General features: G+C 66.1%; 14 protein-coding genes. 9 read left to right on the forward strand and 5 right to left on the reverse strand.

Annotated elements, in window-relative coordinates; all coding sequences use genetic code 11:
- The first annotated feature begins 3 nt into the window (after positions 1-3).
- Positions 4-690 carry a dCTP deaminase gene (gene dcd, locus NZ773_03875; protein ID MCS6801066.1) on the forward strand — a complete coding sequence of 229 codons (687 nt, stop codon included), beginning with the start codon at positions 4-6 and terminating at the stop codon, positions 688-690.
- 45 nt (positions 691-735) lie between these two features.
- Here the strand turns inward: dcd and NZ773_03880 are convergent, their stop codons facing one another.
- Positions 736-2,049 carry an MFS transporter gene (locus tag NZ773_03880; protein ID MCS6801067.1) on the reverse strand — a complete coding sequence of 438 codons (1,314 nt, stop codon included), beginning with the start codon at positions 2,047-2,049 and terminating at the stop codon, positions 736-738.
- A gap of 58 nt (positions 2,050-2,107) precedes the next feature.
- Between NZ773_03880 and NZ773_03885 the strand changes: the two genes are divergently transcribed.
- A complete protein-coding gene (locus tag NZ773_03885; GenBank protein MCS6801068.1) occupies positions 2,108-2,239 on the forward strand; it encodes a hypothetical protein in 132 nt (43 codons plus the stop codon).
- 118 nt (positions 2,240-2,357) lie between these two features.
- Here the strand turns inward: NZ773_03885 and NZ773_03890 are convergent, their stop codons facing one another.
- Positions 2,358-3,917, reverse strand: a complete 1,560-nt coding sequence (locus NZ773_03890) for an ABC transporter substrate-binding protein (protein ID MCS6801069.1) — start codon at positions 3,915-3,917, stop codon at positions 2,358-2,360.
- Positions 3,918-4,195: 278 nt separating this feature from the next.
- On the opposite strand from NZ773_03890, the gene NZ773_03895 reads away from it, so the two are divergent.
- Positions 4,196-4,474, forward strand: coding sequence for a hypothetical protein (locus NZ773_03895; protein ID MCS6801070.1), 279 nt, complete (start codon positions 4,196-4,198; stop codon positions 4,472-4,474).
- Between the two features lie 410 nt (positions 4,475-4,884).
- On the opposite strand, the gene NZ773_03900 is transcribed toward NZ773_03895, so the two are convergent.
- Positions 4,885-5,226, reverse strand: a complete 342-nt coding sequence (locus tag NZ773_03900; protein MCS6801071.1) for a nuclear transport factor 2 family protein — start codon at positions 5,224-5,226, stop codon at positions 4,885-4,887.
- Positions 5,226-7,946 (reverse strand): PBP1A family penicillin-binding protein, encoded by a 2,721-nt coding sequence (locus NZ773_03905; protein MCS6801072.1) that lies wholly within the window; start codon positions 7,944-7,946, stop codon positions 5,226-5,228. Before NZ773_03905 ends, NZ773_03900 begins: the two co-directional genes overlap by 1 nt.
- A gap of 212 nt (positions 7,947-8,158) precedes the next feature.
- On the opposite strand from NZ773_03905, the gene NZ773_03910 reads away from it, so the two are divergent.
- The 6 genes from NZ773_03910 to selA all read left to right on the forward strand — a co-directional run bounded on the left by NZ773_03910 (position 8,159) and on the right by selA (position 16,413).
- Entirely contained in the window at positions 8,159-9,112 is a 954-nt protein-coding gene (locus NZ773_03910; protein MCS6801073.1) for an LLM class flavin-dependent oxidoreductase, read from the forward strand.
- A gap of 92 nt (positions 9,113-9,204) precedes the next feature.
- The gene (coaE, locus tag NZ773_03915) at positions 9,205-9,849 is read left to right on the forward strand and encodes a dephospho-CoA kinase (GenBank protein ID MCS6801074.1); all 645 of its coding nucleotides are present in this window, start codon (positions 9,205-9,207) and stop codon (positions 9,847-9,849) included.
- A complete protein-coding gene (locus NZ773_03920; protein ID MCS6801075.1) occupies positions 9,846-10,703 on the forward strand; it encodes a CbbQ/NirQ/NorQ/GpvN family protein in 858 nt (285 codons plus the stop codon). Before coaE ends, NZ773_03920 begins: the two co-directional genes overlap by 4 nt.
- A gap of 3 nt (positions 10,704-10,706) precedes the next feature.
- The gene (locus tag NZ773_03925; protein MCS6801076.1) at positions 10,707-13,853 is read left to right on the forward strand and encodes a hypothetical protein; all 3,147 of its coding nucleotides are present in this window, start codon (positions 10,707-10,709) and stop codon (positions 13,851-13,853) included.
- A gap of 11 nt (positions 13,854-13,864) precedes the next feature.
- On the forward strand, positions 13,865-15,055 hold the full coding sequence (locus tag NZ773_03930) for a response regulator (GenBank protein MCS6801077.1): 1,191 nt from the start codon (positions 13,865-13,867) through the stop codon (positions 15,053-15,055).
- Positions 15,052-16,413 carry an L-seryl-tRNA(Sec) selenium transferase gene (gene selA / locus NZ773_03935; protein ID MCS6801078.1) on the forward strand — a complete coding sequence of 454 codons (1,362 nt, stop codon included), beginning with the start codon at positions 15,052-15,054 and terminating at the stop codon, positions 16,411-16,413. Before NZ773_03930 ends, selA begins: the two co-directional genes overlap by 4 nt.
- Here selA and NZ773_03940 read toward each other — a convergent pair.
- The gene (locus NZ773_03940) at positions 16,404-18,545 is read right to left on the reverse strand and encodes a DNA translocase FtsK (protein MCS6801079.1); all 2,142 of its coding nucleotides are present in this window, start codon (positions 18,543-18,545) and stop codon (positions 16,404-16,406) included. The genes selA and NZ773_03940 overlap by 10 nt on opposite strands.
- Positions 18,546-18,650: the final 105 nt, after the last annotated feature.

Raw genomic sequence — 18,650 nt, forward strand, 5'->3', positions numbered from 1 at the left:
ACGGTGCAGGAGATTACCCCCGTTCCGATGGCGACGGCAGGACGGTCCTGCTACGATGCAGACAAGAAGACGGAGGGAAGCACGGCGATGGTGCTGAGCGACAAACGCATTCTCGAAGAGCTGGAAAAGGGGAATATCGTCATCGAACCGTTCGACCGCCGCCAGCTGGGGACAAACTCCTACGATGTCCGGCTAGGGGAGTGGTACTACGAGCCGAACCGCAACCTGATGGTCGTCGACTTCTTTGACGAGGAGTCTGTCCGGGCGTTCTGGGGCGAGCCGAAGCGGGCGAAAGACGGGATCATTACTATCCGCGCCGGCGACACGATCCTCGCTCACACCCAAGAGGTGGTCGGCGCGCGCAACGGGTTCACGACCTCGATGCGCTGCCGCTCCAGCATCGGACGGTCCGCGCTCTCGGTCTGCAAGTGCGCCGGCCTCGGCGATGTCGGCTATATCGCTCGCTGGACGATGGAGATCACCAATCATAGCCAGTCCAACATTCGCCTCCCTGTCGGCGCCCGCATCGCCCAGATCATGTTCTACGAGGTCGGCCCGACCCTGACTGAATACCGCGGGAAATACGGCCAGTCGGAATGGACGCCGGAAGAGATGCTGCCGCGCCTCTACCGCGATTGGGATGTCGAACTGTTTCACCCCGCTTTCTCGATGAACGGAGCGCGATCGTGATCCGCCTCATTGCGGCCGCCCAGATGCCGGCTCCTGCGCGGCAGTTCACGATTTCGAAGCCGAAGAAGCGCGGGATGTCCCGGCGGGGAGAGGCGGTGAGACGCGTTCGCCAGCGTTGACCCGGCGGCTGAACTGCTCCCCGCGCGTGACGAGGGCGACGGCGAGCGCGGAGAGCAGGCCGAGCCCAACGAGCAGTGCCCATGGGAGCGCGGTCAAGCCGGCGGTGCGCTGCGCGTCAAAGGCGAAGCCGGTGAGGGTATTGCCGATTGTGGCGCCAATCCCCGACCACATCCAGAACACGCCGGTGTAGGTGCCGAGCAGGCGGTCGCCGGCGAGCAGGGGAATGAGGGCCATCTGAAAGGGGCGGACGATGAGAAGCCCGAACGTGAGGATGGCCGCCGCAAGCAGAACGGGGCTGGCATTGATCAGCGCGGCAAAAATGCTCTCGCCGGGAAGGGGGAGGAACAACGCGCCGACGAGCGGCGGCACGAATGCCAGCCCCATCACGAGGACCCCCCACGGCAGCGACGCCGCTTCTCCCCACCGTTCTTGGCAGAACGAGGTGACCCGCAGCTGGCCGAAAATAGTCATCGCCGAGGAGATGAAGAAAATCGCTCCGACAAGCAGTTCGCTCCCCGTCAGGCGGCGGATCTCCAGCGGCAGCCCGATATAGATCTGGTTGAACAGGGTGAAGAAACCGAGCATCGAGAGCGAATAGAGAAGGAACGGCCGATTGCCGAACACTTCCCGCCAGCTGCTGAACGCTGAGGCAACTCCTGCGCCGCCCCCGCCGCGCGGCGGAAGAGAGAACAGCTGGACGACGCCGAGCACGAAGAACACCGCAGCCGCAGAGAGACAGACGAGCTGAAAGCTGAACTGGAGGAGGACCACGCCGACGAGCGGTCCGAGCAAGGTGCCGGTTTGGGCGAAGACGGCATCGAGCGCGAACACCTCGGCGCGGCGCTTCGGCGCTTCGGCAGCAAGATAGGCGCGCAGGGAGGGGCCGAAGAGGGCGCCGGCGAGCCCGGTCAGGATCGCGGCGAGCAGCACCCCCGGCAGGGAGGCGGTGACCCCAAAGAGCAGAAAGCCGATCGTTCGCAGCAGGAGACCGGCGACGATCACCGGCTTGAACCCGATCTGGTCGGCGAGTGTTCCGCCGAGGATTGTCAATCCTTGCTGGCAGAAGACCCGCACCCCGAGGATGATCCCGACAAGCCACGCAGGAAAGCCCAGCGTATCGGCGAAGTAGGTGGCGAGATACGGAAAGAGCATAAAAAAGCTGAGGAAGATCGTCAGATCGTTGATGAGGAGAAGCTGAACCGGCCGGTCTTGAGCGCGAAAGCGGCGAACGATTTCCACGCGGACACTCAGCGGGAGAAGATGCGCAGTCGCTGAAGCAGCCTTCAGTATACTGGCCGTGACACGAGGACGTCACGTGCCGCCGCTCTTTCAGCGGCCGGACGGCTCGAGCGGAACGCGGCTGACGGACATCCGCGCCCCCCGCTTGATCAAAGAGCAAGCAGCAAATCGGCGAGCCGTCCCCGGTTAGAGACGGCTCGCGTTGCAGCGGGGGGAGATGAGGCACGCGCGCTGAGCGCCCCGCCTGCCTGACGGCGGCCGAGCGAAACCTCCGGGGGAGGCGCCAGCCTTGCTCCCCCGAGAGCGGTCTATGCCTTCTTGCGGATGATGTCGAAGCGGGGCTCTTGGTCGCCGCGCGGGATGACGTTTTCGAGCTTGCTGCTGGCGGCCCAGAGGCGAACCCCGTCGACGAGAAAGAGGAACGGCGGGTTCTCGTACATCACCTCAATCGCTTTCTGCAGCAGCTCGACCCGCTTCTTCTCATCCATTTCGGTCAGGGACGCGAGGTAGTAGCGGTCGAATTCGGGGTCGTTATGCCGGCGCGCCGGCTCCGGTTCGTTGCCGCGGAACCAGGTCAGCGCGAAGTCGGCGTCCATTGCCGGGGAGTTGAGCAGCCCCGCGGTGAGGATATGCGCCCGCTGCGTTCGGCCGTACCAGTGGTCGAGCAAGAACGCGGAGTCGGCAGACTGTTCGATTGCAGCCTCGATCCCGACATCGCGCAGGTTGCTCTGGATGAGCAGGAAGGTCGGCTCCGCCGCCGTCGTGCCGAGGGTGACCGCCATCCGGATCCGAAAGCCAGTCGGGTAGCCCGCCTGCGCCAGCAGCTGGCGCGCCCGCGCCGGATCGTACGGATACGGCCGGATGTTCGGGTTGTAGCCGACCGTCGTCGTCTGGACAACCTGGCCCGTCGGCCGCGTCAGTCCTTTGAAGATGTCGCGGGCGATCGCCTCCTTATCAACGGCGTAGTTGATCGCCTGGCGAACCAGCTTGTTCTGTGTCGGCTCGCCGGCAAGGGTACTGAAGATGAACGCGCCGATTGTCTGGCCTTGGTTGAAGACGATCACCTGCATCCCGGCGCGCGTCACCGCTTCATACTGGTCGATCGGCACATTGTCGATCAGGTCGAGTTCGCCGGTCCGCAGCCCGGCGATGCGTGCCGACGCCTCCGGAACCGACCGCACCAAAATCTCGCTCGCGCCCGGCTTCGTCGGATAGTGCGGGTTGGCGACGAGCAACAGCCGGTCGGTGCCGTTGAACTCTTTCACCATGTACGGACCGGTGCCCATCCCTTTGGTGGCGAACTCGGCAGGACCGATCCGCTCGAGATAGGCCTTCGGCACGATCACGACAAGGGCGACCCGCTTGAGCAGGATCGGGTCCGGACCCTTCGTCGTGATCCGGATCGTCGACGGATCGACGATCGTCGTCTGGTCGATGGTGCCGGTCCGGGCGAGAATGGCAAGACGGAGCTCGGGGTTGGTCGCTCGGTCGAGACTGTATTTCACATCCTCGGCTGTCACCGGGCTGCCGTCGTGGAACTTGCGGTTCGGCGCGAGTTTGAACTCCCACGTTGTCGCGTCAACATTGCGCCATGAGGAGGCGAGCGCCGGCTCCAGCCGGCCAGCTTCGTCCTGAGCAACGAGACACTCATAGAGGCCATAGCGGCGCGGGTTGTTCCCGATCGCCGCGTGCGGGTCGAGGGTGGTGATGCTCGTCGAGATCGCGATGTTCAGCTTGAAGTCTTGAAGCATCACTGGGCCGGTGACGCTCCCCGCTGTCTGGGTCGGCGCGGCAGGAGCGCAGGCCACTCCGACGAGAGCGAGCGCGGCGAGCGGTCTGAGCAGGTTCGGAGGTAGCGGCCGGAACATGTTTCTCCTCCCGGTGGCTGCCTGGCGACGCCGTATTCAGGGGCATTGTATCCGGAAAATACTTCAAGGTGAGATATTTCATACGAAGCGATCGCTCCGCACTCGGCACGGTCAGCGTGGCTGTCTGACAGGCGGAGCCGGGTTGCCCCGCTGCGCTGCAATGGACGAGCGCGCACCGGGAAGGGGGCGTCGGTCTGCTGATCGCTGCACGCTCCTCCTGCCGACCTAGCGGACGGGCCAGCTGCCGCTCAGCTGCAACCGTTCCCCCGCCCTACGTTGTGCTCAGACTGGAAGGCCTTCTTGCCGCCCGCGCGATCACAGCGGCCGACAGTCATCCGTCGGCGAGCCTTGCCGGCATCGCCATCCCGACGCAGGTTCGGGCGCGTCCTGCCGAACTGTCCCCGGCGCTCGTCTGCGCGCTGCCGATCCCGCCGCATCGCTTCCCGGCCCCCATCGAGGACTACACCCTTCCGCTGGTGCCCCGCGGCCCGCCGCGGATCGCCGTTCTCGGCAACTCCGCCTGCCGGATCGCGGGGGCGCGCGCAGGCGTGCGCTGATCCTGAGCAGTGGCCCCTCGTGACGGCTGACCAGAGCGTCGCCAGCGTCTGTCCTGACCGTATCGTGCCCGTCGGCGACTTCTTTTGCCGGGAGGAGCCCTCTTCCTAGCGACCACCCGGGCTGTGCCGGCAGCCCGTACAGCGCCACCTAGGAGGCGTGGCGCACCGATTGGCTCGCGCCTGCTGCGCCGGCCTTTCTCACCGCGCCGTGGGCACTGGTGCGCAGCAATCATGCGGTGTGCGAGCGCGGCGGCGAGGGGTGGTTCCGCTACCGCGGCAGGCACTTCGGCTTCATCACCATCGAGCCGTCGGGAACAAGAGCGTGGATGGCCGTCGGCGCGACCCGGGGGGAGGCCCGCTGGACGCCTGCGCGGCGGAGGGCAAGCAGCTGGCCAGCCGCTGAGCTGCTGTCAGCTGCGGAGGCGGTCGAAATACAGCCGCTCCGCGGCGATGCGGCCGTCGCGGATTTCGAGGATCGAGACCCATTTTGAGAGGCGGGTGCTGGTCTCGAACACCCCTTCGACCGCGACATGGCGGCCGTCGTCGCCGATGATGACCAGATGCGCCGTCAATCGCCCGTCGCCGGCGTTGCGCTGATCCTGCGCGACATGAGCGTCGCGGCCGACGAGCGGCTCGGAGCGGCCCGGCGTCAGATAGGTGACATCGTCGGTGAAACAGTCGGCATAGGCGGCCCAGTCGCGCCGATTGAACGCCTCGATCCAGCGGGCGACGAGCGCGCGGAGGTCAGCCATCAGTTTGCTACCACGACGGGGATTGTCGTCGTCTGCCGACCGCCGCTGCGGTCGAAGACGTGCAGATAGATCGTGTAGCTGCCGTTTCGGAACTGCGTGGTTGGGAAAGTCGCGAGAAAGCCGTCGCCGGGTGCGAGCGACTCCCCAATGGCAGTGAACTGGGCGCCGTTCAGCCCGGGACTGACCTCAACTTTGTAGGCGGCGAAATTTGCCACGTTGGCGATCCCCGAGATCGGCACATTGCCGCGCAGGACGGCGCCGGCCGCCGGCGCGGCGATCGCGACCCCGAACGGGCCGCGAAGCTGTGGCCCAGGGGTGCCGACCGGCTGCGGCATCACTGGCCCTGGCGTCGGGGTCGGGGTGAAGGCGGCGATCGCGCAGGGCGCCCAGCGGGTAGGCGGCTGCGGAAGCTCACGCTCTTCTGGAGTGGGGGTGCCCGCGCTCGGCAGCAGGATGTAGAACTCCCGATCCTCGACCTCCTCTGGCTTGCATCCTTCGTTGGCGCGCAGGGAGGGGTCGCTCTTCAGAACGAGCACTTTTTCGACCTTGAACCGCGGTGCCGGCGGCTCAAACCCGCGAATGTAAAGGTCGTTGGAGACGCGGGCGCATTCTGGGGGGAGCCCTTCGGCGACGCAGGTGCGCGGGTTGACCACGCGGGCCGGCTTGTCGTACCAGAGCTTGCTGACCCAGTGCTTCTCGCCGGCGCCTTCAGCAGGCTGGAAATGGACGCCGTCAAACTCATCCTTCGGGAAATAGCCGAAGGCGCGCTCCATAAACTCGTTCCAAATGAGCGCGGGCGTGCGCGACCCGTTCAGCCCCGCCATCGGGCGATTGTCCGAATTGCCGACCCAGATCCCGGTCACAAGGTACGGCGTGTAGCCCATCGTCCAGCCGTCGCGATGGTCATCTGTCGTGCCGGTCTTGACGGCGGCGGGGCGGCTGAGGCGAAGGGGCGGACCGGTGCCGAACGTCACGCGGCGCGCCTGCGGGTCGTTGAGCATGTCGGCGATCATGTAGGCGATCTCTTCCGTCAGCACGCGCTCCGGCTGGCGAGCCGGGTCGGTCGCAGCATCGTAGACCACTTGGCCGTTCTCGTCGAGGATTTTCAGGAACGGCGTGAGCGGCACTTTCAGCCCGAGATTGGCGAACGTTGCATACGCCTGCACGTGATCGATCAGCCGCACTTCGCCGCCGCCGAGCGTGATCGCAAGGCCGTACCGGTTTGCATCCTTGAAGCTGGTGATGCCCATCTTCCGAGCGAGCTCGATCATCTCTCGCACGCCGACAAACTGGAGCGCCTTGACCGCGGGGATGTTCCACGAGTTGCCTAGCGCTTCGCGCACGGTCATCGCGCCGTGGAAGCGGTTGTCGTAGTTCATCGGTGTCCAGACGCGCGAACCGTCGCGGAACGAAATCGGAGAGTCGATGACGATCGTGCCGGGGGTCCAGCCCTTCATGAAGGCGGCGGCATAGGTGATCGGCTTGATCGAACTGCCGGGCTGTCGCTCCATCAGGGCCACGTTCACTTGGCCGTCGATGCTCTTCTCCCAATAGTCGTAGCTGCCGACCATGACGAGGATCTCGCCTTTTTTGGGGTCAACGGCGACAAGCGAAGCATTCGTCGCGCGGAAGCGCCGGGCGGCGTCGATATGCTTTTTGACGATCTGTTCTGCCTCGGCTTGGAGCCGGAGGTCGAGCGTCGTGTAGACGTGGTAGCCGCCGCGGTAGAGCCGCGGACCGCCGAACCGCTCCTCGAGCAGCTCGCGCACGTACATGACGAAATGCGGCGCTTTGATGTCGTATCTCGGCGGCTTGTAGACGAGCGGCTCCTCGTAGGCGGCGTCGGCTTCGGCTTGGGTGATCATGCCCCGCGCCACCATGAGGCGAAGAACGTCGCGCTGGCGCGCCTTCGCCCGCTCGGGGTAGAGCAGGGGGTTGTAGAGGCTCGGCGCTTGCGGCAGCCCCGCGAGCAGTGCCGCTTCCGCGAGGGTGAGGTCTTTCGGGCGCTTGCCGAAGTACCCTTCGGCGGCCGCCGCGATCCCGTAGTTCAGGTTTCCGTAGTAGATTTCATTGAAATACATCTGCAAAATTTGGTCTTTGCTGTAGCGCTGACTGATCTGGACCGCGAGCGCAATCTCGCGCGCTTTGCGGGTATAGCTTCGCTCCGCCGCTTCGTCCGGCGTCATGAGGGCTGCGCGCGCCAGCTGCTGCGTAATCGTGCTCCCGCCGGACAGCCGCTCACCGGTATATTCGTGCCACGCCGCGCGGGCGATCCCCCGCAGGTCGACGCCGAGGTTGTATTCCTCATAGAATGTCGGGTCCTCGGTCGCCAAGGTCGCCCGGATAATGTGGCTCGAGAGGTCGCTCAGGGTGACGGGCGTTCGCCGACCGCCGTTCTCGGCGATCAGTTCGTACAGCAGTTCGCCGTTCCGGTCGTAAATCTTGGTCGACTTGAACGTTTCGCGAGTGGAAAGGTTGGCCGGGTCGGGGAGATCGATCAACACCCGCGACAGAGCGACTGTTGCGGCAGCTGCGCTCGCTGCCGAGAGGAAGAAAGCGCTGCTGACCGCAACGATGCTTGCGACGAGGAGAAGGCGGAGGAGCCGCTGCGCCGACCCAGGGCGTCGGCGAGCGCGCATTCGCTCGCGCGCCCGTCGGCGAAGATGCCGAGCAGGCGGCGAATTGGGGCTCCGGCCGGTTTGCCTCCACGAGCCGGTCATTCCTCCTCCGGGCGCGAAATCATCAGGCTGACCGCTAACTCGCTTGTTCATCGAGTATAACGATGCAAGCGGCCGTTGGGTTCGCGTTAGCGCGGGCAACGCCGCTCGCTGCGCCGGAGGGCGAGGAGCGCCGGCATGCTGTTCCGCTATTCCGTGAGGCGCTCTTGGGGGCAATGGGCGTATCCTCCCCTAGATGGCGGAAAGGAGCGAGGATGACCAAGTCACCGCGTATCGGCGTTGCGCTTCCCTCGCTGGTCGGCGACCGCGAGGCGACGTGGGAGGACATTCGAGCGGTAGCGCTTGCTGCCGAACGGGCGGGGATCGACTCGGTGTGGTATCTCGATCACTTTTTCCTCGCCCGCGGCGGCGGTCGGCTCGGGGTGCGCGAGTGCTGGACAGTCTTGTCTGCGATTGGCGCGCTGACGGAGCGGGTGCGGATCGGCAGCCTCGTGCTCTGCCAGTCCTTCCGGCATCCGGCGCTGCTTGCGAAAGCGGCTGCTACCCTTCAGGAGGTGACAAAGGGCCGGCTCATTCTCGGCTTGGGCGCGGGGTGGTTCGAGGAGGAATACCGTGAGTACGGCTTCCCCTTTGACCGGCGCGTTGCTCGGCTGGAGGAGTATGTCGCGATCGTCATCCGGCTGCTGGCGGGAGAGACCGTGTCGTTCCGGGGGCGATTTTTCGCGCTGGAGAACGCGCGCCTCTCCCCGCCGCCTCCGCCGACGCCCGTCTGGCTTGCGACCTTGCGGCCGCGCATGAACGCGCTCCTTGGCCGGGTGGGCGACGGGTGGAACGGCGCTTGGTACGGCGGCAATGTCGAGCCGTTTCGCGCTCGCCTCGCGGCCCTGCGCGAGGAGATCAGCCGTGCCGGGCGCGACCCCGCCGCGCTTGAACTGTCGGTTGGGGTGCTCGCTGTTCCCATTGCCGCGGCGGCGGATGCCCCGCGCGCACTGGCCGCCGTCCGGCGTGCCGCAAGCCAGTTTGCTCCGCTGACGGATGAGGAACTGCGCGCCCGCGTCTTCATTGGCCGTCCTGATGAGATCGCGGCGCTCGCTCGCCGCTACGGTGAAGCCGGAGCCGACACGGTCATCCTCTCTCTCGGCGCGGCCCCCTTCGCCGTGGCTGATGCCGCGCTGGTCGAGCCGACGCTGCGCGCCTTGGCCGGATGAAGGCGTACCACCGGAGGGTGAACAGGCATGGTATACTGTTCTCACCCCCACTTGACGAGCTCCACCGGTGGAGCCTCGCTACGAGAGGCGAGATGCTCGTTGTCGGCCTGACTGGAGGCATCGCCAGCGGCAAGTCGACCGTCGCCGCCATGCTGCGCGAACGCGGCGCTGCCATCATCGATGCCGATGCGCTCGGTCACCGCGTGCTGGAGCGCGGCAGCGACAGCTGGGCAACCCTCGTTGCCACCTTCGGCGAAGGTATCCTCAGCGACAATGGAGAGATCGATCGGCGCCGCCTCGGCGCCATTGTGTTTGCCGACCCCGAGCAGCTGAAGCGTCTCAACGCGATCTCCCATCCCCGCATCCGCCGCATGGCCCTCGATGAGCTCGCTGCCCTTCGCGCCCGAGGCGATGTCGAGGTGGCAGTGGTTGAGGCGGCGCTCCTCTTCGAAGGGGGGTGGGACGATTTCTGCGACGAAGTGTGGGTTGTCTATGTTCCCGAGGAGATCGCGCTCGCGCGCCTTCGCTCGCGCAACGGGTTGACCGACGCGCAGGCCCGCGAGCGGATCCGAGCCCAGATGCCGATTGACGAGAAGCGCGCCCGCGCCAACATCGTGCTCGACAACAGCGGCAGCCTCGCCGACCTTGAGGCGCAAGTCGAAGAAGCGTGGGCGGCGGCGCTGCGGCGCGCGCGCGGCGAGGCGCCGCCTCTTTCGCGAACGGGAGCGGCGCGATGACCCTCCGTCGAGCCCGTGAAGTCGCGGTTGAGGAGCATCTGATCCGCGAAGAGCCGTTCTACCTTCCCCAAGGCGACGAGGTCGAGATCTTCACCGCTGCTTACGAGCAGCGCCTCCCCGTGCTGCTGAAGGGTCCTACGGGCTGCGGGAAGACCCGTTTCGTCGAGTACATGGCCTATCGGCTGCAATCCCATCGCATCGGCGTCAACGGCGAGGCCGGGGTGCCGCTGATTACCGTGGCGTGTCACGAGGACCTGACCGCCTCCGACCTCGTTGGGCGCTACCTGCTGGAGGGCGAAGAGACGCGCTGGATCGACGGCCCGCTCACGAAGGCGGTGAAGACGGGCGCGATCTGCTATCTGGATGAGGTGGTGGAGGCGCGCAAAGACACGACGGTGCTGATCCATCCCCTCACCGACCACCGCCGGATCTTGCCGATCGAGAAGCGCGGGCAGGTGATTGAAGCGGCCGACGGCTTTCTCCTCGTCATCTCCTATAACCCCGGCTATCAGAGCGCGCTCAAAGATCTGAAGCAGAGCACCCGCCAGCGATTCGTCGCCATCGAGTTTGACTACCCGCCCCGCGAACTCGAAGCACTGATCATCCAGCATGAAGCAGGCGTCTCTCCGCAGGTCGCATACGACTTGGCGAAACTCGGAGAAAAGGTGCGCAACCTCCGAGAGCATGGTCTGGAGGAAGGGGTCAGCACGCGGCTTTTGATCTATGCTGGCCGGCTGATTGCGAAGGGCATCTCGCCGCGGCGCGCCTGCCAAGTGGGGATCACTTGGGCGATCACCGACGATGAGCATGTCCAGCGCAGCCTCGAGGAAGTCGTCTCGAGCATTTTTGAGTGAGCGGTGTCTGCGAGGCTGAGCTACGTCCGCGCTGACCTTGCTCCCTTCTCGCGAACCCTCGTTCGTGAGTTGGACGAAGCTGCCGCCGTGCTTCAGCGTCAGCTCTCTCCCTCGAGCTTCGACCGCTGGTGCGATGCGGTGCTGCAGATCGCGCGTTCCTCATTCCGCTCTTGGGAGACGGCGGCCGAGTTCTTGCGGACGTCTCCGGTGATGGCGGCACTGCTCGACGAAGAGCGCCTGATCGAATGGGCTCAGAGCGCCCGCGAACTGACCACCGCCTCATCGATCGTGGCCGCTGCGTTCATCCACGTTTCTCCCCGGGTTGCGGAGCGGCTTTCCCCGGCGGACCTGCTCCGCTGGGCCGAGCTGGGGCGGCGCTTGCATGGCGACAGTTGGAAATCGATCTCGCTCGCCACCCGCTATTTCGAGGAGAGCCCTGCGCTGCTCGACCTCCTCGACCTAGAAACGGGAGAAGCATTTGTCGCCTTCCTCGCCGCCCTCGCCCACCACTCGTACGACGCTGCGGCCGACTGTCTTGAGCACGGCTCGCGGATCCTGACACGGGTGCCGAGCGAGCAGCGCAGGCCGCTGCTCGACCTCGCGCGGCGGCTTGCGCTGGGCAACTGGAAGGCGGCGCAGACCCTCTTCAAAGAGAGCCCTGCGCTCTTCAAGGGCGTGGAGGGCGAACTGCGGTCGTGGGTCATTCGCCTGACCAGCCAACTCGCCGAGCGCGAGCCGGATGCGGCTCTCGACTTCCTTAAGGAGATGATTGCGGCGCTCCGCGCAGCCGCCGAGGAAGACCGGCAGGCGCTTGCCCCCCTTGCCGAGACACTCTTCGCACTAAGCTGGCGAGCGGCGACGGCTCTCGCGCGAAGCGCCCCCACCGTTCGCGCGCGGGCGGGCAGCCGGGGTCTGCACGCCTGGTACCAGCATGGCGCTGACCTGCTGCGCGAGAGCGTCGAGGCGGGTGAGGCGTTCTTCCAGCTGCAGTCGAGCCGAGCGAAGCAGGTGCTCGACCTCGTCTCGCCCGGGGTCGCGTTTGAGTCGGTGCGCTCCCTGCTCCAGATGTACTGCGAGGCGCTCTCGGGGCGCCGGCTTCGGGTCGTCTCCACTGCCGACCTGAAGGAGCGCGCAGTGGGGTGGACGAACGTCGAGCGTCCCGCGACCGATGGCGTCTCGGTGCATCTTCCCGCGTATCTCGAAGAGTATGGCGACAAAGAGCAGAATTTTGCCGCCTACAAAGTGCTTGCCACGCATCAAGCGGGCCATCTTGAATTCGGGACGTTCGCCTTCGACTTCGACCGCCCGGCTGCGGTGCACGCGCGCAACCTGCGCCAGACGCTTCCCGCTCCGCCCGCCGGGTCGCCGTTCCAACGCTTCTTCGACTCCTTCGAACAGCGCGCCTTGGCGAAAGATCTCTTCGCTGTTGCGGAGGATTTTCGGGTCGACCAGCGGATTCGGCGCGAATATCCCGGCATTCGGCGGGCGCTTGCTGCCGTCCAAGGCCACGCCCTCGCGACCCGCCCCTTGCGAGCGCGGCCATTGCAGGAGCAGCTGGTTGAGCTGCTGATCCGGCTGTCGCTCGGCATGGAGCCGACTGATGAGGTGGAAACGGTTCTCCGGTCAATGCTCGCGCCGCTGGCGCAGCCGGAAGCGACTGTCGAGGACTCCGCTGAAGCTACCATCCGCCTCTATCGACTCGTCGCTCAGCTTCCGAATATTCCATTGATGGGCAACGCATTTGAGCCGCTGCAGCTGAAGGGCGATGACCTCTCGATCGAGTTGGGGAAAGACGCAATGCCCGACCCCTCCTCCGCGCTGCCCTATCGCTCGCCGGACCCGGTGGCGTATCGCGATGAGCTGAAGCCTGAGTTGGTCGAAGCGATGGCCCGCGCCCGCGAATCGAGCCAGCGCGGAGGGGAGACAGGGGGCATCTCCCCCGAGGAGTTGGGCGAGCTCTTGGAGAAAAGCGGCGAGCTCGACCTCGGCGATCTCAGCCGCGGCGAGGCGAAGCAGAGCCTCGGGCTGCTCGTCACCAATATCCTGCGCGAAGCAGGACGAGGGGCGACGGCGAGCCAGGTGCACCCGACGGTCGAGCCGGCTCGCCAAGCCGCTGCCCCGCGCCACGCCCTGGGCGCGACCGACCCGAAGGTCTTTCTCTACGACGAATGGGACTTTCGGGCGAACGACTATCGTCCGGGCTGGTGTCGCCTGAAAGAGCAAGTGCTGCAGGAGGGGAGCATCGAGTTCTTCGAACGCACCCTCCTCACGCACCATGCCCTCGTGAGCGAGATCCGCCGCCAGTTCGAACTGCTGCGCCCCGAGGCGTTTAAGCGGATCAAAAACCTCCAAGACGGTGAGGAATTCGATCTCGATGCGACAATCGACGCGATCGCGCAGCGCCGCGCCGGTCAGACGTCGTCCGACAAGCTGTATTGGCGGAAGAATAAGGGTGAGCGCGACGTCGCGGTTGCCTTCCTCCTTGACATGAGCGCATCAACGGACGAAGAGATCGAAGAGCGGCCGCGTCGGTCCATCGCTATCGAGCCACCCCCCGCGATCCGGTGGGACCGCCCAAACGGCTGGCGGTGGCAGTGGGATGAACCGCTCGACGCGCCGCGCAAGCGCATTATCGATATCGAGAAAGAGAGCCTCGTGCTCCTCATCAAGGCGCTTGAGACGATTGGCGATACCTATGGGATTTACGGCTTCTCCGGCTATGGACGGGAGAACGTCGAGTTTTTCACGATCAAAGACCTCGACGAACGGCTGAGCGACCGAGTGAAGCGTCGCGTTGACAAGATCAGTCCCGTGCAAGGCACCCGGATGGGCCCTGCGCTTCGCCATTGCGTCACCAAGCTGCGCCAAGTTGACGCGAAATTGAAGCTGCTGATCCTCCTTTCCGATGGCCGGCCGCAGGATCATGAGTACGGCCGCGATCGGACGGAAAAGGAATATGCCATTCATGACACGCGGATGGCGCTGCTTGAAGCAAAGCGGGCGGCGATTGTTCCCTTCTGCCTCACTGTCGACCGCTTCGGCCACGACTATCTCAAGACCATGTGCGTCGATATCGGCTACGAGGTCGTCTACGAAATCGGCATGCTGCCAAAGCGGCTGCCGGCCTTGTACCGTCGGCTGACAACGTGATGGAGGTCGGAATGCCGCGCTCGGTTTCCCTCGGGTCAGCAGGCCGCCGCCGGATCCTGCTTGCTGATGATCACGCGAGTATTCGCCAGCTGGTCGCTGCCACGTTAGGCGGCGATCAGTTCGACCTTTCCTATGCCGCGAACGGCCGCGAGGCACTCGATCTTGCCCTGCGCGAGCACCCCGACCTCGTCCTGCTCGATATCAATATGCCCCTGCTCGACGGCTTCGAGGTCTGCCGTGCTTTGAAGCGCCGCTCTGCCACGGAAGATATCAAGGTCGTATTCCTCTCGGCGCTGGACAGCGAGGAAGACCGCCGCCGCGGGTTGGCAGCGGGCGCCGACGGCTATATCGTCAAGCCGTTCAGCCCCCTCTTTCTGCTCAACTCGGTGCAGCAGCTGCTGGACGAGAAGCGGGCGGCTGAAGCGAGCGTTGACAGCGTCGCGCAGCGCGCTTTCACGCCGCTGGAATTTGTGACCGCAACGTTGGCACACGGGCCGAGCGCTGCTCCTCTCTCCTCCTCGCTCGAAGCCCGGGTCACAGAGCTGGAATGGTCTCAGCAGCAATTGCTCATCTATGCCGACGAACTGAACAAGGCCTACCGCGAGCTGCAGACGACCTACTTCGCTACCTTGCAGGCGCTTGCAGCGGCCATCGACGCCCGCGACCCCTATACGTTCGGCCACTCTCGGCGCGTCTCGTACTACAGCGTTGAGATCGCCAAGCTGATGGGCCTCGACCCCAGCGCGATTGAGGTCATTCGCCGCGCGGCGCTCCTGCATGACATTGGCAAGATCGCCGTCTCTGACGCGACCCTGCGCAAGCCCGGACCGCTCACAGCTGCTGAATGGGCAGAGATGAAGCGGCATCCCGAGGTCGGCGAGCAGCTGATTGCCGGTCTTGCCTTCCTGCGGGAGAGCGCCCCCCTTATTCGCTGTCACCATGAGTGGTGGGACGGCCGCGGCTATCCTGACGGCCTCCGCCACGAGGAGATCCCGCTTGGCGCCCGGATTTTGAGCGTCGCCGACGCCTTCGACGCGATGACCTCTACCCGGCCCTACCGCCCGGCGCTCAGCGTCGAGGAGGCGCGCGCCGAAGCGCATCGCGGGCGCCATCGCCAGTTCGACAGCCGGGTTGTCGATGCCTTTGAGGACGGGATCGCCGCGATCGAGGCGATCCTGCGGCAGGAGCGCCCGTCTGCGTGAGCGACCAGCGAGCCGAACTGCGAAAACTGCCGAGTGTCGATGCCCTGCTGCGCTCTCCTGATCTTGCGGGCGCGCGCGCCGCCCTCGGCGATCAGCTTCTGGCCGATCTCGCCCGGGACGCTCTCGCCGCCGCCCGCGACGCGATTCAGCGCGGAGCGCCGGCGCCGTCGGCTGAGCGCTTGCTCGAAACGATCCTTGCGCGCGCTGCGCCGCTGATTGATGGCCCCCTCATTCCCGTGATCAATGCGAGCGGGGTGATCCTCCATACCAACCTCGGCCGCGCCCCCCTTGCGGCAGATGCGGCCGCCGCCGCGCTCGCAGTGGCGCAGGGGTACAGCAATCTCGAATTCGACCTCGCCGCCGGCACGCGCGGCGTGCGAGACCGCCATGTCGAGTGGCTGCTCTGTCAGGTCACGGGCGCGGAGGCGGCGCTCGCAGTCAACAACAATGCTGCGGCGGTCCTGCTTGCGCTCTCCGCGCTTGCGGCCGGCCGCGAGGTGATCGTTTCGCGAGGGCAGGCAGTGGAGATCGGGGGAGGGTTCCGCATTCCCGATGTGCTGCGGCAGAGCGGCGCGACACTGGTCGAGGTGGGGACAACCAACCGGACCTATCTCGACGACTATGCGGGCGCGATCACGGCCGAGACGGCGGCGCTCCTGCGGGTGCACCGCAGCAATTTTGCCCTCATCGGCTTTATTCATGAGGTGGACGTCCGAGAGCTCGCCGCCCTCGCCGAGCGGCATGGGCTATGCCTGATCGACGACCTCGGCAGCGGCTGCCTGATCGACACGCGGCGGTACGGCCTTGCCGCTGAGCCGACCGTCCAGGAGAGTGTGGCGGCTGGCGCCGGGATCGTCTGCTTTTCCGGGGACAAGCTGCTCGGCGGGCCGCAGGCGGGGCTGATCGTCGGCCGGAAGGTCTGGGTCGAGCGGCTGCGGCGTCATCCCCTTGCCCGGGCGGTGCGCATCGACAAGATCACGCTCGCCGCACTCCTCGCGACCCTGCGCCACTATGTGCGCGGCGATGCGGAGGAGACGATCCCGGTGTGGCAAATGATCGCGGCTCCTCTCGAGACGCTCACTGAGCGGGCGCAGCGCCTCGCTGCCGCACTAGGGGGAAGCGTTGTGCCCGGGCGCTCGGCCGTGGGCGGCGGCAGCTTGCCGGGCCAGACGCTCGAAACACGGCTGGTCGCGCTGCCCGACCCTGACCCGCACGCGCTCGCAGCGCGGCTGCGCGCCGGCCGCCCCCCGGTCATCGGGCGCATCGAGGACGACCGTCTTCTCCTCGATCTTCGGACGGTGCTCAGTGCGCAAGAGCCCGCCCTGATTGCTGCAGTCCGCGCAGCGCGTCAGTCGTAGAGCCCCGCTGAGACAGCCCGCCGGCTGTCGGGCGGCTCGAGGGTTCCCTCTTCCTCGAGGGCGTCGAGAAGGCGCGCGGCGCGGTTGTAGCCGATCCGCAGGCGGCGTTGCAGAAAAGAAGCGGAAACGCGCCCGTGCTCTTCGACAAGACGGCGCGCCTCCTCAAGCAGCGGGTCGCGCTCTCCCTCGTCGAGCAGTTCCTCCGGCAGATTGACCAATTCGTCCACGTACTGGGGCGGGCGGGCTGCTTTCCACCAGGCGACGATCCGGTCGACCTCCGCGTCGGAGACATACACCCCTTGGAGGCGGACCGGCTTAAGCGCATCCGGCGGCGCGTAGAGCATATCTCCCCGGCCGAGCAGCTTTTCCGCGCCCACTTGGTCGAGGATCGTGCGCGAGTCGATTGAGGAGCTGACGGCGAAGGCGATCCGCGTCGGCACATTCGCCTTGATCAAGCCGGTGACAACATCGACCGAAGGACGCTGGGTCGCGATGATCAAGTGGATGCCGGTTGCGCGCGCGAGCTGCGCCAGCCGAACGATGATCCGCTCCACCTCTTCCGAGGCGACCATCATCAGGTCGGCGAGCTCGTCGATGATGACAACAAGATAGGGAATTGGCTGGGCCCCTTCCTTCACGCGCCGTTGGTTATAGCTTTCGATGTTCCGCGCGCCGGCGTCGGCGAACGCTTTGTAGCGTTCCTCCATCTCCTTCAGCACCCAGCGCAGAGCGCCCACTACCTTGGCCGGCTCGACAATCACGGGGGCGAGGAGGTGGGGGATGTCGTTGTAGCCGACCATCTCGACCCGCTTCGGGTCGACCATGATCATCCGCACCTCTTCCGGCGTAGCATGCATCAGCAGCGAGGCGATCATGGCGTTGACGCAGACCGACTTCCCGCTTCCGGTCGCCCCCGCGATCAGACAGTGCGGCATGCGGGTCAGGTCGGCGACGACCGGCTTGCCCGCGACATCCTGCCCAAGCGCAATTGCCAGCTTGGTCTTCATTCGCAGCCGCTGGAATTGCGGCGACTCAATAACGCGGCGCAGCGAAACGAGGGTCGAGGAGACATTCGGCACTTCGAGCCCGACGTAGGGCTTGCCGGGCACTGGCGCTTCGATCCGGACACTCGGGACAGCAAGCGCCAACGCGAGGTCGTTGGCAAGTCCGAGGATCCGGCTCACCTTCACCCGGACCCGGGAAACCTCCTCAATCCGCACTTTCGGGGCGCCGTTTTTGTCGTAGATCGGCCGTCCCTCCGCGTCGCGCTCCCGCACTTCGCGGGTACGGACTTCCCAGCCGGGTTCGACGGCGAACTGCGTCACGCTGGGGCCTTGGTTCACTTCGACCACCTTAGCGTCGACGCCGTACTCGGCGAGGGTAGTTTCGATCTGTTTCACCCGGCTTTCGATGTCCACAGGCGTGAAGTCAGTCTGCACAGGGGGGTCGAGCAGATCGAGCGGCGGCAGGGAGCCGGCGGGAGCAAACGCTGCTTCTATCTTTTGCGAAGACGGCTTTAGCGGCGGCGCAGGGACGATGGCCGCGGCTGGCGCGCGGGCAGGGAGCGGGGAAACACCGCTCTCCTCAGCAGGAGCGAGGGGAGGCGGCGCAGCTTGGGAGGAGGACGGCAGCCGCTGCCGCATCCGGCGCCACGCCTCCCCGCTGAGGTGTCTGCCGCGACGGAGGAGCGCCGGCGCGCGCTGGGCGAGCGCGCGCAGCCGCGAGCCGGCCGCCGTTACTGCTCCCCAAGCGCGTGCTGGCCAGCAGGCAGCCCAGGCGAGAACAAGCAGCGCCCCGAGGCGGAGGACAACGCCCAAATCGACGTCGCCGCCGCCGGCGAGCCAGCGCCCGACATGCCCCCCGCCGCTCACGGTGTCGAGGCGAACCGCGCCGAGCTGAAGAGCGGGGCGGGTGAGCCCCAGCACGCTATACGCCGCCACCCACAGCGCTATCGCGGCAATGCCAAAGCGAACCGGAAATGGAAACGGCCACACCGTTCCCGTCCAGAGGGCATAGGCGGCGAGCCCGAGGACACCGGCGACCAGCGGCAGGCCGAGGCCGAAGGCGGCGAAGAGCGCCTGCTGAAAGCGCGTCCCGACATCCGGCAGATACTGGCCGAAGAGGAACAGCACCGCGGTCGCCGTGAGGACGAGCGCTCCGCCGACCCAGCGGCGGAGCGGACCGAGCCGCAGCCGAAAACGAGGACGGGAGACGCGGGGCGGCGCGCGCCTTCCCTT

The sequence above is a fragment of the Dehalococcoidia bacterium genome (assembly GCA_025054935.1).
Classification (GTDB): Bacteria; Chloroflexota; Dehalococcoidia; order SpSt-223; family SpSt-223; genus JANWZD01.